20 protein-coding genes are annotated in these 24,344 nt (G+C 35.8%); 7 read left to right on the top strand and 13 right to left on the bottom strand.

The annotated features are described in order from the left end of the window. Positions 1–33: 33 nt before the first annotated feature. The gene (locus MKY70_RS04630; RefSeq protein WP_002010930.1) at positions 34–1,524 is read right to left on the bottom strand and encodes a coproporphyrinogen III oxidase; all 1,491 of its coding nucleotides are present in this window, start codon (positions 1,522–1,524) and stop codon (positions 34–36) included. A 250-nt stretch (positions 1,525–1,774) separates the two neighbouring features. Between MKY70_RS04630 and MKY70_RS04625 the strand changes: the two genes are divergently transcribed. Beyond that, a complete protein-coding gene (locus MKY70_RS04625) occupies positions 1,775–3,478 on the top strand; it encodes an S-layer homology domain-containing protein (protein WP_088035267.1) in 1,704 nt (567 codons plus the stop codon). A 101-nt stretch (positions 3,479–3,579) separates the two neighbouring features. On the opposite strand, the gene MKY70_RS04620 is transcribed toward MKY70_RS04625, so the two are convergent. Together MKY70_RS04620 and MKY70_RS04615 are read right to left on the bottom strand one after the other, a co-directional pair. Next, entirely contained in the window at positions 3,580–7,650 is a 4,071-nt protein-coding gene (locus MKY70_RS04620; RefSeq protein ID WP_341074465.1) for a SpaA isopeptide-forming pilin-related protein, read from the bottom strand. A gap of 420 nt (positions 7,651–8,070) precedes the next feature. Then, positions 8,071–8,943 (bottom strand): Cof-type HAD-IIB family hydrolase, encoded by an 873-nt coding sequence (locus MKY70_RS04615; protein ID WP_000640394.1) that lies wholly within the window; start codon positions 8,941–8,943, stop codon positions 8,071–8,073. A gap of 134 nt (positions 8,944–9,077) precedes the next feature. Here MKY70_RS04615 and MKY70_RS04610 point away from each other — a divergent pair, with 134 nt between their 5' ends. Continuing rightward, complete coding sequence (locus MKY70_RS04610) at positions 9,078–9,692, top strand: DNA-3-methyladenine glycosylase (protein ID WP_044444668.1); 615 nt, start codon at positions 9,078–9,080, stop codon at positions 9,690–9,692. Between the two features lie 179 nt (positions 9,693–9,871). On the opposite strand, the gene MKY70_RS04605 is transcribed toward MKY70_RS04610, so the two are convergent. From MKY70_RS04605 to alsS, 4 genes are all read right to left on the bottom strand, one after another. Beyond that, positions 9,872–10,981 (bottom strand): glycosyltransferase, encoded by a 1,110-nt coding sequence (locus tag MKY70_RS04605; RefSeq protein WP_341023431.1) that lies wholly within the window; start codon positions 10,979–10,981, stop codon positions 9,872–9,874. A 50-nt stretch (positions 10,982–11,031) separates the two neighbouring features. Then, entirely contained in the window at positions 11,032–12,111 is a 1,080-nt protein-coding gene (locus MKY70_RS04600) for a tetratricopeptide repeat-containing glycosyltransferase family 2 protein (RefSeq protein ID WP_289403154.1), read from the bottom strand. Between the two features lie 222 nt (positions 12,112–12,333). Further along, on the bottom strand, positions 12,334–13,092 hold the full coding sequence (gene alsD, locus MKY70_RS04595; protein ID WP_341023426.1) for an alpha-acetolactate decarboxylase: 759 nt from the start codon (positions 13,090–13,092) through the stop codon (positions 12,334–12,336). A 16-nt stretch (positions 13,093–13,108) separates the two neighbouring features. Beyond that, the gene (gene alsS, locus MKY70_RS04590; RefSeq protein WP_088035256.1) at positions 13,109–14,797 is read right to left on the bottom strand and encodes an acetolactate synthase AlsS; all 1,689 of its coding nucleotides are present in this window, start codon (positions 14,795–14,797) and stop codon (positions 13,109–13,111) included. 412 nt (positions 14,798–15,209) lie between these two features. On the opposite strand from alsS, the gene MKY70_RS04585 reads away from it, so the two are divergent. Continuing rightward, positions 15,210–15,767 (top strand): DUF1700 domain-containing protein, encoded by a 558-nt coding sequence (locus MKY70_RS04585; RefSeq protein WP_088035254.1) that lies wholly within the window; start codon positions 15,210–15,212, stop codon positions 15,765–15,767. Positions 15,768–15,791: 24 nt separating this feature from the next. Continuing rightward, the gene (locus MKY70_RS04580; protein WP_088035252.1) at positions 15,792–16,388 is read left to right on the top strand and encodes an NDxxF motif lipoprotein; all 597 of its coding nucleotides are present in this window, start codon (positions 15,792–15,794) and stop codon (positions 16,386–16,388) included. A 153-nt stretch (positions 16,389–16,541) separates the two neighbouring features. Here the strand turns inward: MKY70_RS04580 and MKY70_RS04575 are convergent, their stop codons facing one another. Next, complete coding sequence (locus tag MKY70_RS04575) at positions 16,542–16,895, bottom strand: YlbF/YmcA family competence regulator (protein ID WP_088035249.1); 354 nt, start codon at positions 16,893–16,895, stop codon at positions 16,542–16,544. A gap of 143 nt (positions 16,896–17,038) precedes the next feature. Continuing rightward, positions 17,039–18,184, bottom strand: a complete 1,146-nt coding sequence (locus MKY70_RS04570) for a DUF445 domain-containing protein (protein ID WP_341023420.1) — start codon at positions 18,182–18,184, stop codon at positions 17,039–17,041. 125 nt (positions 18,185–18,309) lie between these two features. On the opposite strand from MKY70_RS04570, the gene MKY70_RS04565 reads away from it, so the two are divergent. Beyond that, positions 18,310–19,362, top strand: coding sequence for a YheC/YheD family protein (locus MKY70_RS04565; protein ID WP_341023418.1), 1,053 nt, complete (start codon positions 18,310–18,312; stop codon positions 19,360–19,362). Positions 19,363–19,381: 19 nt separating this feature from the next. Beyond that, complete coding sequence (locus MKY70_RS04560) at positions 19,382–20,842, top strand: YheC/YheD family endospore coat-associated protein (protein ID WP_088035243.1); 1,461 nt, start codon at positions 19,382–19,384, stop codon at positions 20,840–20,842. 16 nt (positions 20,843–20,858) lie between these two features. Here the strand turns inward: MKY70_RS04560 and MKY70_RS04555 are convergent, their stop codons facing one another. Further along, a complete protein-coding gene (locus MKY70_RS04555) occupies positions 20,859–21,104 on the bottom strand; it encodes a hypothetical protein (protein WP_002087367.1) in 246 nt (81 codons plus the stop codon). Positions 21,105–21,594: 490 nt separating this feature from the next. Between MKY70_RS04555 and sasP the strand changes: the two genes are divergently transcribed. Then, a complete protein-coding gene (gene sasP, locus MKY70_RS04550; protein WP_000013339.1) occupies positions 21,595–21,798 on the top strand; it encodes a small acid-soluble spore protein, SasP family in 204 nt (67 codons plus the stop codon). Between the two features lie 51 nt (positions 21,799–21,849). Here sasP and MKY70_RS04545 read toward each other — a convergent pair whose 3' ends face one another. From MKY70_RS04545 to MKY70_RS04535, 3 genes are read right to left on the bottom strand one after another with little or no spacing between them, the layout of a single operon-like run. Beyond that, on the bottom strand, positions 21,850–22,584 hold the full coding sequence (locus MKY70_RS04545; protein WP_341023415.1) for an amino acid ABC transporter ATP-binding protein: 735 nt from the start codon (positions 22,582–22,584) through the stop codon (positions 21,850–21,852). A gap of 28 nt (positions 22,585–22,612) precedes the next feature. Beyond that, complete coding sequence (locus MKY70_RS04540) at positions 22,613–23,311, bottom strand: amino acid ABC transporter permease (RefSeq protein WP_033706449.1); 699 nt, start codon at positions 23,309–23,311, stop codon at positions 22,613–22,615. Further along, on the bottom strand, positions 23,298–24,095 hold the full coding sequence (locus MKY70_RS04535) for an amino acid ABC transporter substrate-binding protein (RefSeq protein WP_341023413.1): 798 nt from the start codon (positions 24,093–24,095) through the stop codon (positions 23,298–23,300). Before MKY70_RS04535 ends, MKY70_RS04540 begins: the two co-directional genes overlap by 14 nt. Positions 24,096–24,344 lie beyond the last annotated feature (249 nt).

The raw sequence follows: 24,344 nt of genomic DNA, 5'->3' as shown, positions 1-24,344 counted from the left end.
AGGCTGTTCCAAATCGGAACAACCCCCTTCTTCTTACACGAATAGCTCTTCTAAAATTTTCAGTTTATCTTCTGTATATTTCACGAAGCCATCGTTATATGATTTTGGATCTTTCGGATTCGCAAAGTGTGTAATTGCTCCTGTTTGTGGGTGAACAAATTTACTTGATGCCCCGCAACCAAGTCCGATAATCGATTGTACTTCTTCCATAATAACAATATTGTAGATACTTTCTTGCGTCGGTATTGCATACCCAACGTTTTCTAAGTTACCTAAAATATTTTTTTGACGATATAAATAGTATGGCACGTAATTATGGTTCTTCGTCCACTCTTCCGCCTCATGCATCATCGCAGTAATTTCTTCGCGACCTGCTACTTTATATTTACGTTTGTTTTGCGTCATTTCAGAAGCACGTTTAAATGATAACGTATGAACTGTTAACGATTCTGGCATTAACTTTTCTGTTTCATCTAACGTGTGCTTGAAGATGTCTAACCCTTCACCAGGAAGACCAATAATTAAATCCATATTAATATTGTTCATTCCCATTTCACGTGCTAAATGATACTTCTCAATCGTTTCTTCTACAGTGTGATGACGTCCAATTGCTTTTAGTGTTTCTTGGTGGTATGACTGCGGATTAATACTAATACGGTCAATATTCCATTTATTTAACACTTCTAGCTTTGCTGGTGTGATCGTATCTGGGCGACCTGCCTCAACTGTTACTTCACGTACATCTTTCACATCAGGGAAAGCTTGGTACATTTCTTCATACAACATATCCATCTCTTCTGCTGTAATACTCGTCGGTGTACCGCCGCCGTAATAAATCGTCGTAACTGTAACACCTTTTTCTTTTAAAAACTTACCAATTTCACGAACTTCATAATGTAACCCGCCTAAGAACGAATCAACTGATCCTTGGCGTCCGTTAATTGCATAAGCCGGGAACGTACAGTACGCACATTTTGTAGGACAAAACGGAATACCGATGTAAATACTTACTTCTTCTTTCAAACGGTATAAATCCGGAACAACCGCTAATTGGCAATCAACAATACGCTGAAGAAGTTCAATTTTCTCTTCATGAATTAAATAACTTTCACGAAGTTCTTTATGCGCTTCTTCTTTTGACATACCATTTTGAAGCAGTTTGTGAAGAAGTTTCGTTGGGCGTACCCCAGTTAATATTCCCCAGCTCTGTTCAAGTCCAGTTAGCTGTTGAAGTACAGAAAGATATACGTAAGAAACAACATGTTTCACTTGCTTCATACGTTCTTTTTCTTCTGTGAAAGCAGATAAATCTTTTGCGAATGTTTCTTCATATACATTTCCGGTTGCAACATCTGTTAAACGAGCCGATGCTGTCACATTACCTTCTATCTGTATATCAACGATAAGATTTGCTTCTTCTTTCTCAAACCCTATCGTGCTCTCTTCAAAAAATAAACCGCCAATATTTTGTAGCGGACGTAAAAAACGATCATCTTGTAACGTTTTAATTGAAATTAACAACATTATCACCTTTTCATTTGCAAACTCTCTTTAGTTTACTTGAAGGGCGTTTGAAGGTCAATACAGAAGGTTTTACCTGTTTCTCTTACATTTTTTCAAATAATTCTTTTTATGAATATCGCTCATGTATATAGACATCATGATTTTCTCTTGTTAAAATTTATTAGTACGAAAATCTATACATAGTGAAAATACAATATATAAAGGAGGAATGTTAACACTAGATTCCATAATCTAATGTGTTAAAAAAAATATGAAAAAGAAATTTTATAGTGTTTTAACTCTCTCTCTTGCATTACAAACTGTTCTTGCACCTACTTATTCATTTGCAGAGAGTGCTGAAAAATCCGCCGAAGTATATACGGAGGATCAAGTTTTTAAAAGTATCAAAGAGCATGTGAAAGAGCATAGTACTCATGAAGAAGATATCGAGGTTACTGGCCAATTCCTACTATACACATCAAAAAAACATTCATTATATACCGCGAATGATTTAAAAAACAAATCGAATATCGAGATTACAGAACAAGTCGTAACGGCGACAAAGAAAAAAGGGAATGCATACTACATAACAACTCCAGCTGGCGCTGGGTGGATAAATAACAATGATAATAGCTTAGAAGTTCAAGAGATTCATAAACTATCTAATCAAAAATTAATTGTGAAAGAAGAAGCTTCCATACATTCATTACCATTCCAAACGTTTAAAGAAGAGGGTAAACTACAGCCTCAAGTAATTATTCCTACTGAACAAGCAGGAAATTGGTTTAAAGTCCAAATAAATGAAACATCAAAATGGATTTATGCACCTTCTGCTACATTTGAAGGTACAAAAGCTTCATTATTAAAAAACGGTCGTTCTGCTAAAAGTAGTTTATTGAGAGCTCCAGCTACTCTACAAACAAACAATATTTATGGCGTTACATTTAAAGAAATGATTGTCCCAAAAGGAAATGAAGATATTCGCCCTGGCTACGCGATGGTCCCTAAATATATTACGATTCACGAAACGGCTAATCCAGCGAAAGGTGCCAATGCTCTAAATCACGCAAAATTCTTAGATAGTCAAGCACGCGGAACAGCTGATCGCGCCGCATCTTGGCATTTCACAGTAGATGATAAAGAAATTTACCAACATCTTCCAGTAAATGAAGTTGGATGGCATGCTGGAAATAAAACTGGAAACTATGAATCTATCGGAATTGAAATTGCCGTTAATCAAGATGGAAACTATGAAAAAGCGGTAGAGAATGCCCGTAAATTAGCAGCTTATTTAATGAACGAATTAAATATTTCTCTAGATAAGGTCCAAAAACACCAATTTTGGTCAGGAAAAAATTGCCCTGCGTATATGATTCAACGCGGACAATGGGATGCTTTCTTAAAAGGAACTGAAACATACTATAAGGAAAACCGAAAAGATCCAGTAACTGATGACATTACAGGTGGATGGTATGAACAAGACATTCGTCAATTAGCAGCTAGAGGCATTATGCAAGGAGAAGGGAACGGCAAGTACTTCCCAGAACGTCTTGTAACGCGTGCTGAATTTGCTACATTAATTACTCGTGCTTTACAATTACCAAGTGGAAATGCTAATTTCACAGACTTAGAACAAGTACATCCATCTTTAAGAGACGGTATTAATCGTGCAGCAAGCGCAGGCATAATCCGCGGACGTGGTGATAATACCTTTGATCCAAATACTACAATTACACGCGAAGAAGCTGTTATTATGATTGATCGTTCTCTAAAACACGCTGGTATTTTCGCAAAACCAGTTGAACTACCATTCGTAGACCAAAACTTAATTTACGCTAAAGAAGAAGTACAAAGAGTGTATGGATATGGAATTGTAAAAGGTAACGAATTTAATCAATTCGTACCAAAAGGACCATCACAACGTGCTCACGCAGCTGCATTTATAAACAGAATGCTTAACGTGATTGAAGCTTAAAAACATTTATAACTAAATATAGATGTTTTTACTTTAATCCTTCTGTATTAACCTAAAAGGCAAAAGAGATAATATTATCTCTTTTGCCTTTTATACATCTATTAACTATTTTTAGTCATAAATTTTAAACGTATTCCTAATAATAGAAGAACAACACCGACGAATGGAAGATAATTCATATCATGCCCTGTAGCTGGAAGTTTTTGATTGTTAGAACCGCCTTGTTCTTTTTCTGGTAAGTTAGGCTTTTCTACTTCTTCGCCTGGGCTTTCTGTTCCTTCACCTGGCTTTTCTATTCCTTCACCTGGTGTTCCTGTTTCCCCACCTGGTTTTTCTATTCCTCCACCTGGTGTTTCTGTTCCTTCACCTGGCTTTTCTATTCCTTCACCTGGCTTTTCTGTTCCTTCACCTGGTGTTTCTGTTTCTCCACCTGGTGTTTCTGTTCCTTCACCTGGCTTTTCTGTTCCTTCACCTGGCTTTTCTGTCTCTCCACCTGGTGTTTCTGTCTCTCCACCTGGTGTTTCTGTCTCTCCACCTGGTGTTTCTGTCTCTCCACCTGGTGTTTCTGTCTCTCCACCTGGTGTTTCTGTCTCTCCACCTGGTGTTTCTGTCTCTCCACCTGGTGTTTCTGTCTCTCCACCTGGTTTCTCTGGACCTTTTCCTGTTTCTTTTTCATTGGTAATTTGAAGCTTTATAACTTCTACTTTCTCATTAGAAATCGTAAATTCAATTCCCTTATCAGATAAATTATATCCTTCTGGAGCCTGGACTTCTTTTAAAACGTAATCTCCTGGTTCCAGTTTCTTCGAAGTTGCTTTACCATTTTTATCTGATGTTAATGTGTCTATTTTTATTCCATCTTTCAGAATTTCAAACACTGCACTTTCTAATTTTTTCTCTGTATCATTAGCATCTATCTTTGTAATTTCTACTTGACCTGTGATTTTTTCTTTCACTTTTTCATTCAATACTTCTTGTTTTACTACTTCATTTGCTACAACATTTACTTCCACTTTTAATTCTACCGCTTTGTAGCCTTCCGGCGCTTTCGTTTCTTCTAACGTGTACTTACCTGGCACTAAGTTTTCGAATGTCACAACACCATCTTTATTCGTTGTTTTCGCTGCTCCAACTACTTGACCAGTTTCGTTTTTCAGTCTGAATTCTGCGCCTTCTAGAACTTTTCCACTCTCTGCATCCTTTTTGATTACTTGTAAGCTTCCTAGTTCTTTCGCATTTTCTACTTGTACTTGTACTACTTTGTTTGCTTCCACAACGACTTCAATTTCTTCTTTTAGTAATTTATATCCTTTTGGTGCTTTCGTTTCTTTTAACGTGTATTTTCCTGGTTCTAATTTCTTAGAGATTACTTTACCTGTTTTATCTGTTCGTAACATCTCTACTTTCTTACCATCTTTATACACTTCAAATTCTGCGTCTGATAAAAGCTTCGTTTTATCGCTTGCATCTACTTTTACGATTTCAAATTGACCAAGGCTCTTACTATTCGTTACTTTTACATCAACAACTTTTTCACCGTCGACTGTTACATGAATTACTTGTTTTGTTAACTCATAACCTTCTGGTGCTTTTGTTTCTTCTAACGTATACTCACCCGGTACTAGTCCTTCTACTTTAACCGTTCCAGACTTATCTGTTGTAATTTTTTCTTTTACAACATTTCCTTTAGCATCTTTCAATGTAAATACTGCGCCTGCTAAACGTTCCGCTTGATCTTTATCATCTGTTTTAATAATTTGTAGAGAGCCCAAGAGTTTTTCATTTTCTGCCTCTACTTTTACTACTTCTTTCTCATTTTGAATTGTTACTTTCCATTCTTTATTTGAAATCTTGTAACCTGCTGGTGCTTTCGTTTCTTTCACTGTGTATTCACCTAATGGTAATTTCGGTAACATCGCTTTTCCACTCTCATCAGTTTTCAACTCTGCTACCTTTTTGCCATCTTTATACACAGTAAATTCTGCATCTGATAATAGCTTCGTTTTATCATTCGCATCTACTTTTACGATTTCAAATTGACCCAGAACTTTTTCGTTCATTACTTCCTGTTTTACTACTTCATTTGCTACAACATTTACTTCCACTTTTAATTCTACCGCTTTGTAGCCTTCCGGCGCTTTCGTTTCTTCTAACGTGTACTTACCTGGCACTAAGTTTTCGAATGTCACAACACCATCTTTATTCGTCGTTTTCGCTTCTCCAACTACTTGACCACTTTCGTTCTTCAGTCTAAATTCCGCGCCTTCTAGAACTTTTCCACTCTCTGCATCCTTTTTGATTACTTGTAAGCTTCCTAGTTCTTTCGCATTTTCTACTTGTACTTGTACTACTTTGTTTGCTTCCACAACGACTTCAATTTCTTCTTTTAACAACTTATATCCTTGTGGTGCTTTCGTTTCTTTTAATGTGTACTTTCCTGGTTCTAATTTCGTAGATATTACTTTACCTGTTTTATCTGTTCGTAACGTATCTACCTTTTCACCATCTTTATACACTTCAAACTCTGCGTCCGATAATAGCTTCGTTTTATCATTCGCATCTACTTTTACGATTTCAAATTGGCCTGTAGCTTTTTCAGCGATTTTTTTATTCAACACATCTACAGTCACTGTTTTATTAGCAGCTACATCAACACGAACTGAGCTAGATGATAGTTCATAACCTTTTGGTGCTTCAACTTCTTTTAATGTATATGTTCCAACTGGAAGTTGTTTTGATAAAGCTGCACCTTTACCATCTGTAATAATTGTTTCAACAACATTTCCATCTTTATCTATAACCTCAAATTTTGCACCTGGTAGAAGTTGACCAGATTCACTATCTTTTTTCAACAATTTAAATTGACCATTCTCTACTTTTTTCGTATTCTTCATAACAATTTCAATTACGTTTGTACCATTAATTGTTACTTTTACTGGTGTATCAACTTTTATATATCCTTCTGGTGCACTTATTTCTTTTACAAAATAGTCACCAAGTGGTAAATCCTTGACTTCAGCAATACCCTTTTCATTCGTTGTAACAGTAGCTACAACATTATTGTCTTTGTCTATAACATCAAATTTTGCATCTTTTAAAACAATGTTTTCATCGTTTGCATCAACTTTTTTAATTTGTAAATTTCCTTTTTCAACTGATGGATTTTTCCATTTCGGCCAGTTAAATTTAAAATTGTGAACCTCAAACCCATCTCTTTGGTGTAATCCCCCAACATAGGCTTGTCCATTAATAGAACCACCCTTTGTCTCTACAACAGCATTTGGAGCAAACACACTTCCTACTACGCCATATCCTTTTGTTGATATTTTTGTAGCATTCGGAAACGCCCAAATTACTTTACTAGCTAACTCAGTAAAAGGTGAATTAGGATCATATGCTTGTGATGTATTAATTAAGTCTGTTGCCATCCCAGTATTTTTCGTATCGTACAAAATTGCACCGCTACCAAAATTCACTTCTTCTGCGTCTGAATAAATAACAATAAAGTCTTTGTTATTTACATTCGGAAGATAAACATCTCTTACATCAAATGTTTTCTTTCCTGTTAAGCCTGAAGAAACATAAATATTAGGATTGTTTACATCCTCTCCGATGCCAAAACTCATATTAGGTTTTGGTTTATCAGTATGTAATTGACTCGCATCTCCAATTACACCATCAACGTCTTTTCTAAATTCTTTGAACTTGGCATCAATCTCTGCTTGCTCTCTATAAGAGATACGGTCATAAGATGACTTCATTGCACCTTCTGGGTCACCATCTTTTGTCATCGCCACTGTTCCATCTTGAATGATTACTTGTCCTGCTCCCGCTTTCGTAAATTGACCACCTAGTAATAATGATGGATATCCTTCATCTTTCCATGTTGCTCCAGCTAAGTTGTTTGCTCCAGTTGCAGCCGCTACGACTGTATAACTTGATGCGTTCATGTTCTTTTGAACAGCCATCGCACCCTCAATATCCGCACTCGTTGCACTATGATCACCAAAAATGATTGCGTTATAATAAGATGTATCGCCTAAACCTTTTAATTCTGTTGTAGCTGCCTCCGCTTTATACGGTAAATGGATTAAAAAATTCATACATACTAACAATATAATTATAAAACTACTGCATATCTTTTTTACTTTTTGACTTAATGATTTCCTCAAGAAATTCATTCCCCCTTTTCAAATTTCAAAAACTTATAACAAGAAGTACATTTCAGATGTACTTAAAACCTATTCATACTAATTTACAAATAATCCATTTAAATAAAACAAAGAAGCTCTACAACTAATTGGCGAAACTACTACAATTCATTTTTGAGATAATACGTGAACTAAACTAACATGCCGAAGTGTTTTACGTACGGGAGCTCAATAAAATTAACTCGAAGAATATTTCATGTGGTGTAACTATTTTGGCAACATCATCCACTCTACAACAGTTTTCTAAAGTATTCAAGTGAATTGTATGGATTACAGACACAATTCCTCACCTGAAACGCTTTCATTTCTTATTGGAATATTGATTTAAACTTTTCAAATAAAGTCGACAAAAAAACGTAGCCAAAAAGCTACGTTTTTCTTTCATCGTTTCGGTGTATGTTTATGATTCTTTAAAAAAGGAAGCGGGAATTGCTTACGAAAATGCTCTTTAATCATGTACTCTACGCCGTTCTCAGTATTAGAACGTGTAATCCAGTCCGCCGCTTGCTTTAATTCTACAGGAGCGTTCCCCATCGCTACCCCAAGCCCAACATTTTCAATTACCTCTAAGTCTTCTACGCTATCTCCAATCGCAACCATTTCACTAAGGTTAATATTTAAATGCTCCCCAAGTAATTGTAAACCACGTAGTTTTGATACATTTTGAGGGAGAATTTCTATATGTCTTTCATCACACTCGACGTACTCTACATCTTGAAATGCCTTTTTTAACGTATTCATCCCTCTTTCTTTTTCACCTTTCGTATGGAAAACAATATCAATTTTTGGCGCAGCTACTGGATGATCACGCAGTGCATCCCCTAGCGAATCTACAAATTGAACTGGATAAAATAACGGATCTGCGCTTGATAATACAGTACGCGCAATTAAGTTTGGTGTATTTCTCTCACGATTCCCAATTGAATATCGTTCATGAGAAATGCGAACATTACAATCAAAATGCTCTAACACTTGCACAATATTAAAGGTTTTCTCTTCAGATAATCTCCTTTGAGCGAACGGCTTATCTAACGATGCTGAAACGAAAGCACCGCCATGCGTAACTAATATAGAATCTAATTTTAACGCCTTCGCTATTTTATGAGCAGATTGAAAATTACGATTCGTAAATAATGTAACGTATACATCTTTTCTTTTCACAAAGTCAATTGTTTCTCGTATCCCTTTTGCGATTTTTCCGTTGTTGTATAGTAGTGTCCCATCTATATTAAGAGCTAGTAAGCGATAAATCATGTCGCACTCCCCCTCTTCGCTGTTGTACTCTATCCATAATTTATGAAATAAATGTAGTAAATAGAACGAGTTAGAATTACTACTGAAAATTTGGTTTACTATATACATATACAACTGGCAAAGGAGATAGTACAATGCAGGCACCTTCTTCTTTTTATGAAGGCGATACGTTAGAGGTCGCAAAGAAGTTACTCGGACATAAACTCGTTCATATTGTAGACGGCATAAAGCGGAGCGGAATTATTGTAGAAGTAGAAGCATACAAAGGTCCAGATGATAAGGCCGCTCATAGTTACGGAGGCAGACGGACTGATCGAACAGAAGTAATGTTCGGTGCACCCGGACATGCTTACGTATATTTAATTTACGGCATGTATCATTGCTTTAACGTAATTACAGCACCAATCGGCACCCCGCAAGGAGTTCTCATTCGTGCTCTTGAACCTGTAGATGGAATCGAAGACATGAAACTAGCGCGCTACAACAAAACCGACATTACGAAAGCTCAGTATAAAAACTTAACAAATGGCCCCGGAAAACTATGCCGCGCGCTCGGAATCACTTTAGAAGAGCGCGGCGTATCACTTCAAAGTGATACGTTACATATTGAATTAGTTCCTGAAGAAGACCATTTATCATCCACACATAACATAATAGCTGGCCCTCGTATTAATATTGATTATGCAGAAGAAGCCGTTCACTATCCCTGGCGGTTTTATTATGAAAAGCATCCGTTTGTTTCAAAATAAAGAAGCTATCCTATAAGTCAGTGAAACCAACTTATAGGATAGCTCTTTTTTCGTAATTCATCACACGTCGAAAAGCCGAAATCCGGGCTCGGATTTCGGTTTTGTTTCTATAAAAGAAACCGTTGTTCCTCCAACATTGCCAAATACAGCTCATCTCCAAAGAGAAAATCTTAAAAGCATTATTTTTTTAATGCATAATAATTATCTAAATTGAATTTCGACATAATGAAAGTTCCTGTTGGCGTTAAAAGTTGTGACATAGATTGTATGACCTGCGGTAATTTCGCTGGCTCAATGGGATGTGATAGTAGGATGTACTGGAATTTTTCATCTATAAATACCTCATGTAACTTGTCATACGCAGCAGAAGTTGTAGGAGCTACCCTATTTGCAAGAGCTGCTGCTTTTTCATTAATTTCTGCTCCAAATATGGAAACTGCCGGGTAACGCCTTTTCATTTCTAATAAAGTTGCACCACATCCAGCTCCTATATGAAGAATATTCACTTGATCAGGCGCAAATCGATCTACAATTGCTAGTAAATCATAATGAATGTATAAACTTTCACCATAAAATCCCCATTTTTCATACAATTTTATATTATTTGCATGTAAAACTACAGAAAATTTCATACTATCTTCTTTCCATGAGACACTTCCGTAGTGATGAATAAATGTATCTTTACATAAATACAGTTTATATCCTTTTTCAAACATTCTTAGTGACAAATCATCATCTTCATAATTCCCCGGTGTAAATCGTTCATCTAATAATCCAACTTCATCTAGCACTGATTTTTTTATAAGCATACAGAATCCGATTAATTTCATACGTTCTTCCCATTTATCTTTATCACTTTGATTATATAAAGTTGCAAACCTCTGCATTCCTTCAATATCTTTATAAAAAGTTTGTATAGCAGTATAGTAAGCGGCATTATTAGTTACGGGCCCTACCGCTCCAGCATCCTTACTTTCATATAAACACCGAATTAAGTTGCTTAGCCAATTTTCAGTTACGACCACATCATTATTCAATAATAGAATATTGTCACCTTTTGCCTCTTTAATTCCCTGATTGCATCCCTTTGGAAAACCCATATTCTCCGCATTTTCCACTAGCATAATATCCGATTGTTTTTGTAACCATTCTACAGTACCATCTGTTGACGCGTTGTCCACAACTATTAACTCATACTCTTGTTCCACTGTATAAGTTCTAATACTTTGGATGCATTCTTTTGTATATTGTAATTGATTATGAGTCAATATAATTATACTTGTGAGCATGAATCAAACTCCTCTCAGCAGCCAAAATGATTATCTAGTATTATTAAATATTATTTTCCCGATAAACTATCAAAATATTTTCTATTATATTCAATGCTCGGATTATTAGGTATGAACTGTGCAGCTTGTTCGTTATGATAAATTGCCTTTTCATATTCTTTTATTCGATCATAACAAATACATAGTTGAATATGCGGCAACCATGTATGACACTCTTCTCGGACAAACGGAGAATCCTTTGGTCGTGGCCCGTCAATTGCTGCATGGTACCAATATATCGCTTTAGAATATTCCCCTTGTTGCAAAAATACACGTCCTAAGTGGCAACAAAGTTCTCCTCTAGGCGTGTCATACGTAAATGATTGCAAACAAGACTGTATAGATTTTTTTAAGTCCCCCAATTCTAAATAACATTCGGCTCTTTTTAAACAAGCTTGAATGTTATCTTCAACCCAACCCTTTTCTTCATCTAAAAACCTAGAATACCCCTTAACAGCCTTATCAAATAATCTGTGATCCTTACATTCATTTGCATAATAGTACACATCGCGGGGGCTAAACTCTTTTCCACTCTCAAGATGTTTTTCATATATTTTCAAATTACGATTAGTATATGCTTTTTCTTTTTTATGACTTACCCCTACGTCACTATTTATAAGATTTCCATACACCTCTAAATATTCATGAACAAATCCATACCATTGAAAATTTTTACTTCTGTTGACTAATCGATATCTCCTTAAAGAATGTGTTGGATTTCCTTCTATATCAAAAGTTAAATAATATTTCATAGATACTGCATCCGTGCTACGATCTAACGTATGTTTTAACTGCAACAATTTCTTTATATCTTCCGTATCTATTATGTCATCTGCGTCTAGCCAAAGAATATATTCTTTTGTAGCTTTAGAAAACGCAAAATTTCGTGCCGCTGAAAAATCTTCAATCCATTGAAAATCATAAACTTTCGCGTCGTACTTCTTCACAATTTCTTTTGTACCATCTGTTGAACCTGTATCTACAATAATAATTTCATCCACAACACTTTTAACCGATTCTAAGCATTTTGATATAGTTTGTTCTTCATCTTTTACAATCATGCATAAACTAATAGTAATGGAGTTTTCCATCATATCCCCCCTATCCTTTTGATGTATATGTTTGGAGAGAAATTTATATTTCTTTTGCTTCAAAATTGAGTTTTCATTTTACAAAAGAAACATAATGAGGCGGTGCGGTGCAGTGAAATTGGATAGGGGAATTTCACTCGAAGATTGCAAATCAATGAAAAAACCGAAGCCTGAACAAGACTTCGGTTCTTTATATAGAGAATACATAATTTCGATTCCTTTTTACTCCGCACCTTCCGCGGTCGCAATATCATTCTCTAAGTTTTCTCTTGATAATTCAGCTGCCATAAAATCAGCTGTTTCAGGAAGTGCTAAATGCATATGAGCTTTTTGACAAATTTGGATCGTACAGTTTTCTACAAAATAGTCGAAAACATGTCCGCCACCGCTTCTTTCATCATCAATGTAATGTAAGTGGAAACCAGCTACACCAATACCTTGCGCGTAATCTGGTGTCCAAAATCCAGCTAGCGTACCTTCTGTATCTTTAAACGAAAAAATCGGTTGTGATTTCGTCACTTCAACGAGCGGCGTATACGGTTTTTCTTGTCTTGGAACAGTTCTCGTTCTAACTTCACGGAACGTACCGTCCATTCGAATACCATAAAATAAATTTTTACTTGGCATTAACTCATGTAATAATGCTTCCACTTCTTCACGATTCATCGGACGCTCTACCTTATAACTCATTTCTTTTTCAAAAAACGTTACAGTCGCAAACGGTGTTGTTTCTTCCAGGTCTACTTTTTCTGCTGAACCGTCTGAACGTAAATGATAAAACTCATTATCAAATGCAATCATTTCACCATCTAATTGATCAAATGTGCCGATGCCGAAATCACCACGTTCTTTCAATTCCTCAAAGTTAATAACACCATCATATATACCATCTAATAGCGCAAGCATTGTAGATGTTTGATATACTTCATTATTCGTTTTCGTTCTTTTTGCATCAATATCAATTAATTGCGCAACTGTCATCTCACTCATGCCCCCATCAGTTTAATTGGTTTGGTAATAGTTTTTCGCTTAATTTAATGTTGTCACGGTAATCGATTGGAATATCAATAATGACAGGACCGTCTGCTTCTAATGCCGTTTTCAATACATCTTCTAATTCATCTGGTGTATTGACACGAAGACCTAACGCCCCGAAACTTTCCGCATATTTCACAAGATCGACATCGCCAAACTCTGTAGCTGATGTTCTGCCGTATTTCATCATTTGTTGGAACGCAACCATATCGTACGTACCGTCTCTCCATACAAGATGGACAACCGGAGCATTTAAACGTACCGCTGTTTCTAACTCCATCGAAGAGAATAAGAAACCACCATCACCTGACACTGAAACAACTTTTTTACCCGGCTCAACTAAAGTAGCGGCAATTGCCCAAGGAAGTGCAACACCTAACGTTTGCATACCGTTACTAAATAATAGTCTACGTGGTTCATAAGAACGGAAACATCTTGCCATCCAAATAGAATGGGAACCGATGTCACATGTAACGGTTGTATCGTCACTAATTAAAGAACGAAGTGTACGAATGACTTGAAGTGGATGCGTAACACCTTCTGAAGCACGATTTGGAACTTCTGCTTGCTCTGATAATTTCGAGCGTAATCGTTCTAAAACTGCTTCTGATTTCGTATTTAATACAAGCTTCGGTAATTTCTCCGCAATGCTATTTACAGTTAAAGCGATATCGCCAATTAATTCACGCTCTGGTTGGTAATCATGATCGATATCCGCTTGGTGGTCATCAAGATGAATAATCGTTCTGTCTCCAAGTTTATTCCAAAATTTAGGATCATACTCAATTGGGTCATAGCCGATAGAAATAACAAGATCCGCTTCTTCTAGTAAAATATCACCTGGTTGGTTACGGAATAATCCAACGCGGCCGAAGAAATGATCTTCTAACTCACGTGAAATCGCGCCAGCTGCTTGATATGTTTCAACGACAGGAAGTTCTGTATCCGCAATTAATTCACGAACCGCTTTCGTCACTTCATTTGTGCTCGCTCTCATACCGAGTAAAATAACTGGTAATTTCGCTGATTTTATTTTTTCTACTACGTATTCAATATGACTTGTGGGAGCGATTCCAAGCTGTGGCTTAGAAAGCGCACCGATAGATTCTACTGTCGTTTCCGCAGTCATAACGTCTTGCGGAAGACTTACAAGTGTTGCTCCTGGATTTGTAGAAGTAGCACTTCGAAATGCATTAGTAAGTGCTTCTGGTACATTATCAGGATGCTCGACTTCTACGCTATATTTAGTGATTGGTTCGAATAATGCAGCATTATCCATAGATTGATGCGTACGTTTTAATCGATCTGTACGCGGAACTGCACCAGCTAAAGCAACAACGGGATCACTCTCCGCATTCGCAGTAACAAGACCTGTCGCTAAATTTGATGTCCCTGGTCCTGAAGTTACAAGACATACGCCCGGTTTCCCTGTTAATCTACCAATAGCAGCTGCCATAAATGCTGCATTTTGTTCATGACGACAAACAATTAACTCTGGTCCTCTTTCTTGCAGTACATCAAATACAGAGTCAATCTTCGCTCCTGGAATACCGAAAACATGTGTAACACCTTGTTTAATTAAACAATCAACAACAAGATCTGCTCCTTTTGTTTTTGTTTTCACGTCGTTTGCTTTTACACCTGTACTCAAACTAATCATCCCTTTATTTCATAATGTGTGTAATAAAGATTTTAATTTTATATACTTCACCACATTAATTAACATAGTGTAATATATCTCGTTTATCATTATAGTACAAATGCATTATTTTTCCAACGATATGAATTTGACAGTTTTTTGACAACCTCTAAGGAATACGCTTACAAACCTTTGTTTATCCTAAAATAATATTTTTATATCTCCTCTAAAAATGCACGAAAAAATTCCATCTAATCACAGTATTAATAAGATTATAGTACCTTGCAAAAAACACTACTAAATGATATATTTGTAAATATTGGAATACCCAACATTTGGAACGCACCTTATAATTCGTATCCCCCTTTTCAAAAGATAGGATTCTCAGCTGTAATTCATCATTTTATAAAGGAAAGTGATTGTTATGAACAAAAGTGAATTTTTGGAACAACTTAGTTCTTCCCTGCGGAATATGCCTAATGTAGAAAAGAAAGATATTATCTCAGAGTACGAAACTCATTTTATCAGTGGTAAACAAGATGGGAAATCTGAAGAAGAAATTGCTAGAAAACTAGGAAACCCTAAAACGATCGCGAAAGAGCTTAATGTTTCCTATGCAATACATAACGCTGATAATAAACGAAGCTTTAAAAATATGATAACCGCACTATTTTCTGTTATGAGTTTAAGTGTTTTAAACTTTACCTTTATCATTATCGCCTTTTTCGTACTACTCTTTTTATTACCGATTCTTCTAGCACTTATCATTGCTACTCCATTTTTAATCATTTCACCTATTTTATTAATAGCGTTAGGATTTTTTAAAGGGTTTCATCAAATCAGTTATTCCGATGTTTACAATGTGTTCATCGCTTTTTGCAGCGGTTTACTCATATCCGTCATATCTTACCAAATGGTAAAACATCTATACGCAACTTTAGTAAAGTATTTGAAATGGAATATAGCTATTTTACAAAGATAATAATGAATATAAAAGGAGATTAAAATGAAGAAGTATACTTTATATCTACTCATGTTACTTACAATTTTATTTCTATCAGCTTGTTCAAACAGTGCACAACCTAAGGCAGAAAACGATGTGCAATCTATTAAAGATGTAACGATAAAAATTCCAGAAACTATATTCACTTCCTCAAAAAAGAATGAAACGATTAACGAAGACGAAATGAAACAAAATATAAAAATTTATTTAGATTATAGCAGAGAGTTAGACGAAAACATCGTTCCACTTTCATCATCTATGTCTGACGAGAATGTCACGGAATCCGACCGAGAGAAATTAAAGCAACTAGTAGATTTAGCGCAACAAAATGATGCGAATTTCCATGATTTTATTAGTAACAATACGATCCCTGATGATTACAAAAAACCTTCGAAAGAAATCTATGAATTTATTTCATCGTCTACAGCACTTTCAGTAGAACTAGATCAAGAAATAGAAAAAATCGCTCAAGATGGTAACTTATTCAAGACCGATTTTTCTTTTACAAAGCGCTTTGAGAAAGTTAATGGTAGAAAGCAAAAAGAGATTGAAAAGTTTTTGAAAGAAAAAAATATTAGAACTGAGTATTTCAACAAGTAATTATATATATAAAAGAGAAATTGAAAGATACATCATATATTCCCGTCAAAAATAGTCACTAACACATGGCTATTTCGGCGGGGATTTTTTTGTGGAAGGACTATCAAATTCCCCACAAAAAAAACGCCCCCATACTAGGAGCGTCTTCCATCATTACGCTTGTTGCGCGCTATATAATTCTTCAAGTGGCTTCATGATGATTTTGTTAACGTCAGTGATAACGATGTTTAAACGTTGCTCAGTTTCCATTAACTTTGTGATTTTTGCATCTTGTTGAATACGAGTTACAACTTCTTGTGCTTTTTGGTTATCTTCTTCAGTGATTTCTTGGCCTTGCATCATTTTTTGTTGTAAGCCAAGTTGCATCGCGCGGAACTCTTCGAATAAGTTCTTTGACTCTGCATCTCCTTGTACTGCTGCGTAGCTTGCTTTTAATGTTTGGAAATCTTCGTTTTCAGCGATTGTTTTTTGTAATTCATATGCAACATCATGAATGTTTTTTGTCATTTTATTTTTCCTCCTTTAGAAGGCTAGCGCTTTTCGTTCGCACTGCCTTTTAAGTGCATTTACATACGCACCTCTTCTTACCATATCAAACTATGCAAGAGATGTGAAGAAATTTCACTTTTATTTCTATGTATTCGCTTTTATTACCTAAGGAACAGAAGTAACACCCCTTGCACGAGTCCGATCATTCCTCCTAATAATGCCCCTAAATACGTAATCATTTTCAATTCATTTTTCGTTATGGACAGAACTAGGTCTTCTAATCTCTCCGTTGAAAATGTAGATACTTCCTGCTGGACAATTTCCGCAAGCTGTAGATTTCCCAATATACTTCCCACATTTTCTGTCCCCCACTTCAAGCCTTTCTCTACTGCGCTAGGGACCACTTTTTCAACGATTGTTTCTCGAACTGGCTCACATACTTGCTGAACAGACTGATTTAAAAATCTACTCACTGTTTCCTCTACTTTAACCGCTGACAATATGGAGTTCACAATCATTTCTTTCTCTACGAACGTTTCTAATTCTTTTACATCTCTTCCTTTTAACTTTTCCCACTCTTTTTGCAGTACATCAGTTAAAAGCTTTTTCGTGCCATCTTGTCCTAAAAACTTAATGACTTCTGGCTGTACTCGATCCACTAAACTGACATTCCCTAAAAACATTCCGACTAAGTTAAGTAGCGTTCCCCTAGAAGCAAAGAAATCATCAATCATTTTTGAAAGACGACCTTTCCCTTCTTCACTTTCAAAAAAGCGAATTCCTCGATCTAAAATAAACGCCGATACATTCGGAATCGTATTCTCTACTTTTTCATGTATAGAATGAGGTAACGCCTGTTCCCATGTATATGTATAGTACTCTGCTAAAAATGCATGAATTTTTTCTGTAATAACATGTTCGATTTTCCCGATCGCCTCTTCTTCTACATGTTCTAAATTCCATTTTTCTAACATATCCCGTAACGACTGTTCATTTGTAATTACTTTATCAACTTCCACTTGTGTCCAGCGAATTAAACTGGTTTGAAACTCTTTATTTGTTAGTTTTTTTCCGATTCCTTCTGGTGTTAACAAATGGTCTACAACCATTTTACCTAATTGAACAGCAAGCTCATCGCGGCGCTTCGGAATTAATCCTGGCGTAAATGGAACCTGAAACTTCCCAATATAAATCGGACGATGAGGACGAAATAACATTTTTATCGCTAAATGATTTGTGTATCCTCCAATAATTGCCCCGAGCCCTGTCGTTATTAACATATTTAACCATATATTCATCACAATCAACCTTTCACTTCTCCAAAACTATAGCATATCATCATACGGACAAAAGTATAATGGTATAAAAACGTATTTGCAATATATAGCTTCGCCTATAATGCAAACATCTTATTACTAAAGGAGTGATTTCGTTGGTTCTTGGTCTTTTAACTTCCGGGCTCCATCACGAGCAAATGTATTACACCGAAATCGCTAAGCGAGCTCGTCTTTATCATAACGTCGTTGCCCAATTCACACCGTTTAGCATTGATTCAAAGACAGATCTTGTTTCTGGTCTTATTTACGATACAGATACAGGAAATTGGATAGATCAAACCTTTCCCATTCCTTCATATATATATGATCGTTGTCATTTCAAAGAGGATGAGGAATTCCAACAAGCAAATGCGATTATTCATTCATTACACAAACGTTCTTCCACTACTTTTTTAAACAACACACTTATTAACCCAAGCGATTTACACAATCTTTTTCTTACTAATAAACGTCTTTCCCCTTACGTACCAAAAATAATAAAAGGAACAGTACAAGGAATTTTTAAATTACTACTAGAAACAAGAGATATTATTATAAGACCAATCAATATACACTCCAATGAAAATTTATATCGGGCCACTTACAAAAATAAAACATTTCATATCGATACAATAAATGAACAACATCATACTTCTACTCAATTCAAACGAACAGATAAATTTATATCATGGTGCAAATCGAACATACACTCATTCCGTTATATGATTCATCCAATGTTACAACCTCCAAATCAACTATCATATCCGATTCATATTCGAACCATTATGCAAAAAAATAAAGAACAGCATTGGAAAGTGCTCGGTCAATTTATACAAAAATCTTCATTCCCAGCACAATTTTTACTTTCAGCAACAGAACGTTCTATGTTACATCCATTTTCTAAAATTAAATATTTACTTTCTCCAACTGGCGTTCAATTATTAAAAGATGCTTTACATGATGTTGTAAATGAAGTGTTTAAAACACTCGATCAGTCCTATTCTTCATTATTTGAACTAGAGCTTTCTACCATTATGGATCAAAAAGGTGCCATTTGGCTTATGTACGTCAATACGATGCCATCTTACGATGTTTATACTAGGTACAACGACGAACTGGCTGAACAAATTTTTCATGGTCCATTAAAGTTTAGCCGATTTACACCATAACGAAAGGAGGAAATCCCTGTTGAAAGAGCACATATATACATTAAGTATTTCAGATGAGCATCCAAATAGTATTACTTTACCTTACGTTTTTTCTATTACACCACCAATTACATCCTTTTTCTTTGGCTTACGTTATATTACATGTGAGAATATTAAAATTCATTATTCATTCACGCGAGAAATTATTATTGGCGAACAGATTGCAGCCGATCTTTTACTACCGCATTCAGCAACAATCCATGCCTTCTTACACAATCAAACCATTGTTTTCGGCCCATTAATCGGGATTTTTACAACTGGCTTTAACGATGATTTTAATTCTCCTTTAGGAAGTCGTTCCATCTCTCTCAGTGAGTTATTAACACCACCATTCACATTGCAGCCATTTGTATTTGTCTTTGGCATTCAACATATAAACTGGGAAGAGGAAACAATTGAAGGGTACTTCTTTCAAGAAGGAAAATGGGTAAAAAACAAAGTCCCTTTACCAAATGTCATTTACGACCGATTACCAAATCGGCAAGCAGAAAATTACAAACCTATCGTAAGAGCAAAAAAACGTTTAGAAAGCGACTATGGGATTCCGTGGTTTAATCCGGGATTTTTCAATAAATGGGAAGTGCATCAACTTTTAATGAAAGAAGATTCAATTAAACCATTCTTACCAAATACAGAAGTATTTCAACATTTTGAACAAGTAGAACGACTTCTCGGTACGTATAAGTACATTTATATGAAACCAATACACGGTAGCTTCGGAAGAAATATTCATCAAATACTCTATTCTCAAACTGATAATTGCTACTATTGTCGTTACCGTGAAAATGAACAAAACAAACTAAGAAAGTATCAATCATTAGAAGCCCTTCTTAACCATGTGTTAAAAGGACATGATTTAAAAAAGTTTATCGTACAACAAGGTATCTCACTGCTCCGATTCGAAGGGCAACCCGTCGATTTTCGCATTCATACAAATAAAAACCATTTTGGTAATTGGGTAGTCAGTGCAATCGTCGCAAAAATCGCCGGCAAAGGTAGCTTAACAACTCACGTAAATAGCGGCGGTGATACGAAATTACTTCAGGAACTATTTCCTGATTCAACAAAGCAAGTTCAAATTGAAAATAAACTAAAACAAACAGCCTTACAGATCAGTTATGCACTTGATGGGCAAGTAACCGGGAACATTGGAGAAATTGGTTTTGACATTGGTTTAGACACCACGGAAAACCCGTGGCTATTTGAAGCAAATTCTAAACCGGGGCGAACTGTATTCCAAGATGAAAAGTTAAAAGAACAAAGTGAACTTACGCGCCAATTATTTTATGAATATGCCATCTATTTAACTGAACACTCTTTGCGCGACAAGAAAGAAAAAATGTCACAAATAAAATCAGGTCCTTCGTCACATACCGAAAACATCCCTTCCCCTATGATTAACTCACAAATACAAAAACAAAAACTTCCACCTCCTTCATAAGGTGGAAGTTTTTTATTTAAACGAGCTTCACTACAACTTCTGTTTCCACATTACATACTCCGCAATAAAAAACATGATTGCAATACTCCTGTGAATTATTATGTGTTAAACCGTCTACTGCACTTAATAATTCTTGATCCATATATGCACTGTAATCGTCTATGTAATCTACAGTTTTCCCATAATCTTGGAGTATACCTTGGCAATTTTGACAAGAATATGTCTGTGATTCTAGCGCGTTGCAAAGCGGGCAAATTCCCATCATGATTCCTCCATACGTTATCGTTTAAAAACAATTAAAAAGCCCTTGTTTTAGATTGAAGAGAGCATCTAGCCGTGCATAGACGCGGTCAGTTCCTTTTTCTGCCCCATCCTGGGTTAAAACAGAACTATGTAGTTGCTCCCGATTTAATTTTCATTTTACTAAACTGAAATTTGTCTCACTTTAACAAATCATAAGTTAAGTAAGCCAAGCTGGTTATACAAGGAAAAAAACGCATATGATTTCGCTCTTAGTTTAGCCTTCTTTCTTAAAAATACAACGATTACTCTTATTTCATAATTTACGAAATGATGAAATATTTTTTACAAAATTTACAAATTATTTTTTTGTATATCTTTCTAGGTAACATCCATACTATGAGTACAAACTTAATTACCGATGGATTAGCGCCAAACGGGGCGATAATCTGGTTCAAATCCAGCTAGTCCAACCAAAAAAATTTTTATAACTCTAAGGAGGATATATTCCTATGGCAAACCAAAATTCTTCAAATCAATTAGTAGTACCAGGTGCAACAGCAGCAATCGATCAAATGAAGTACGAAATCGCTCAAGAATTTGGTGTACAATTAGGAGCAGATTCTACGGCTCGCGCTAACGGTTCTGTTGGTGGAGAAATTACAAAACGTCTAGTTGCAATGGCTGAGCAAAGCCTTGGCGGATTCCAAAAATAAATATATATGGCAAAAAGGTCTCAAGGCATATGCCTTGAGACCTTCCTTAATTTATTGCAACATTTGTAAAAACTTCTTCGTTCGTTCTTCTTTTGGATTTGTAAATACATCTTCCGGTGTACCTTGTTCGACAACGACACCGCCATCCATGAAAATAACACGGTTCGCAATTTGATGAGCAAAGCGCATTTCATGCGTTACAATGACCATCGTCATTCCTTCTTTAGCAAGTTCTTTCATAACCTTTAAAACTTCTTGAACTAGCTCAGGATCAAGTGCTGACGTTGGCTCATCAAATAGTAAAACTTCCGGCTCCATCGCAAGCGCACGAGCGATTCCAACGCGCTGTTGTTGTCCACCTGATAATTGGAACGGATATAAGTCTACTTTATCCGCAAGACCAACTTTTTCAAGGAAATAGTTTGCTTTTTTCTTCGCTTCTTCTTTCCCCATCTTTTTCACTGTAACGAGCCCTTCCATTACATTGTGAATTGCTGTTAAATGAGGAAATAGATTATGGTGTTGGAATACCATACCTGTTTGTGTACGAAGATTTACAATATCTTTCTTCGATACTTTTTGAGAGAAATCGAGCTCTTTTTTGCCGATGCGAATGTTACCAGCGTTCGGCGTTTCTAACACGTTGAGACAACGCAAGAATGTCGTTTTACCAGATCCAGATGGCCCGATAATAACAACCACTTCGCCCTTCTCAACTGATAAGTCTATATGTTTTAATACGGTATTATCTCCGAAACTTTTTTGTAAATGTTGAATTGAAATCATAAAAACAAAAACTCCTTTTATGAAAGGGTTATTTTAGAGTATAACGTTCTGAACGTTTTTCTAATATTTGTTGCACGATAGATAATAAGAAGCAAATTACCCAATAAATTAGACCTGCTTCAAAATAAACAATTAAAAACTCATAGTTCATTGCCGCAATTTCCTGCGCTTTTCGGAACATTTCTGTTACTAAAATTAACGACGCTAATGACGTATCCTTCACTAAACTAATAAATGTATTCGAAAGCGGCGGAATTGATACGCGTGTTGCTTGTGGTAAAATAACACGTTTTAATGCTTGCGGGTATGTCATCCCAATTGTGTAAGCTGCTTCCCACTGTCCTTTCGGGATTGAAAGGATAGAAGCACGAATAATTTCAGATGCATACGCACCTACATTTAATGAAAATCCAATAACTGCTGCTGTATATGGCTCAACCTCAATATTAAGAGTTGGAAGACCATAGAAAATAATAAATAACTGTACAAGAAGTGGCGTTCCGCGAATGATAGATACATAGATACGAGCAATCCATTGTAAAATACGACTACCTGAAATACGCGCGAGCGCTGTTAACGTCGCAAGTATAATACCGATAATAAATGTAATAAGCGTTAACGGAATTGTCGTAAAGACAGCTTCCTTCAGCATAGGCGCGAAGGAAGTCTGCATAATATCTATCCAAGTAGACAATCGATCTGACATCAATGCGCTACTTAGATACATTTTCACCGAACCATTTTTTCGTTATTTTATCGTACGTACCATCTTTTTTCATAGCTTCTAACGCTTTATTTACTTCTTGTACAAGTTTGTCGCTACCTTTACGGAATAAGAATCCACTTTGTGACGCTTCTTTTTCTGTATCTACAATTTTAATTTTTGCATCTTTTTTCGTTTCTAAATAGTTTAACACTGATAATTTATCATTGATTGTGAAATCAACGCGGCCAGAACTTAATAATTCTGCTGCTTGGCTAAATCCTTCTACACCTGTGATTTCCGCACCATTTTTCTTAGCAATATCTGCGTAGTTACTTGTTAAAGATTGTGCAGCTTTTAATCCTTTTACGTCAGCAAATGTAGCAGGTTTATCTTTATCTTTCGCAATAACTAATGCTGCTGAAGAAGAAATGTATGGACTAGAGAAGTCATATTTCTTTTGGCGATCTTCACGAATACCAACTTCGTTCGCAACCATGTCGAAACGTTTTGCATCTATTCCTGCAAGTAAGCTATCCCATTGTGTTTCTTTAAATACAGGCTTTACACCTAAACGTTTTGCAACTTCTTCTGCTAATTCAACGTCAAACCCAGTTAATTTATCGTTTGTATCGTGGAACGTAAATGGTGGATATGTACCTTCTGTACCAATTACAAGCTCACCGCTTTGTTTTATCTTCTGTAATGCATCTTGATTAGCTGTATCTTTTTTCTCTTCTTTACCGCAGCCCGCTACAATCCCAATCGCTAATGTAGTTACTGCAAGCACTGAAAATAATTTTTTCATGATAGTAGTCCTCCAAGTATTCTGATAGGAATTTAAAAACTATATTGATTGTATGCAATTTCGAACAATTTTTCAATGAAAATGTTCTTATTTAGTTTAACCTTTTTCTTCATAATCAAACAAAATGGAAAAATAGCGCTACATACAAAAAATAAGTAACATTTTTTAATATAGCATTTATAAAGAAAAAGGTAAAACAATACCTACTTATTTATAAGTTTTTCAGCCGGTGAAATATATTAACTTCTG

The organism is Bacillus sp. FSL R9-9492, from assembly GCF_038007365.1.
In the GTDB taxonomy this organism is placed as follows: Bacteria; Bacillota; Bacilli; order Bacillales; family Bacillaceae_G; genus Bacillus_A; species Bacillus_A mycoides.
The sequence above is the reverse complement of the archived record's forward strand: the minus strand, read 5'-3'. Positions and strand labels throughout refer to the sequence as shown.

Coding starts and splice junctions, on each gene's coding strand:
- MKY70_RS04630 (WP_002010930.1), bottom strand. CDS start 1,524: ATGTTGTTAATTTCAATTAAAACGTTACAAGATGATCGTTTTTTACGT.
- MKY70_RS04625 (WP_088035267.1), top strand. CDS start 1,775: ATGAAAAAGAAATTTTATAGTGTTTTAACTCTCTCTCTTGCATTACAA.
- MKY70_RS04615 (WP_000640394.1), bottom strand. CDS start 8,943: ATGATTTATCGCTTACTAGCTCTTAATATAGATGGGACACTACTATAC.
- MKY70_RS04610 (WP_044444668.1), top strand. CDS start 9,078: ATGCAGGCACCTTCTTCTTTTTATGAAGGCGATACGTTAGAGGTCGCA.
- MKY70_RS04605 (WP_341023431.1), bottom strand. CDS start 10,981: ATGCTCACAAGTATAATTATATTGACTCATAATCAATTACAATATACA.
- MKY70_RS04600 (WP_289403154.1), bottom strand. CDS start 12,111: ATGGAAAACTCCATTACTATTAGTTTATGCATGATTGTAAAAGATGAA.
- alsD (WP_341023426.1), bottom strand. CDS start 13,092: ATGACAGTTGCGCAATTAATTGATATTGATGCAAAAAGAACGAAAACG.
- MKY70_RS04585 (WP_088035254.1), top strand. CDS start 15,210: ATGAACAAAAGTGAATTTTTGGAACAACTTAGTTCTTCCCTGCGGAAT.
- MKY70_RS04580 (WP_088035252.1), top strand. CDS start 15,792: ATGAAGAAGTATACTTTATATCTACTCATGTTACTTACAATTTTATTT.
- MKY70_RS04575 (WP_088035249.1), bottom strand. CDS start 16,895: ATGACAAAAAACATTCATGATGTTGCATATGAATTACAAAAAACAATC.
- MKY70_RS04555 (WP_002087367.1), bottom strand. CDS start 21,104: ATGGGAATTTGCCCGCTTTGCAACGCGCTAGAATCACAGACATATTCT.
- sasP (WP_000013339.1), top strand. CDS start 21,595: ATGGCAAACCAAAATTCTTCAAATCAATTAGTAGTACCAGGTGCAACA.
- MKY70_RS04545 (WP_341023415.1), bottom strand. CDS start 22,584: ATGATTTCAATTCAACATTTACAAAAAAGTTTCGGAGATAATACCGTA.
- MKY70_RS04540 (WP_033706449.1), bottom strand. CDS start 23,311: ATGTATCTAAGTAGCGCATTGATGTCAGATCGATTGTCTACTTGGATA.
- MKY70_RS04535 (WP_341023413.1), bottom strand. CDS start 24,095: ATGAAAAAATTATTTTCAGTGCTTGCAGTAACTACATTAGCGATTGGG.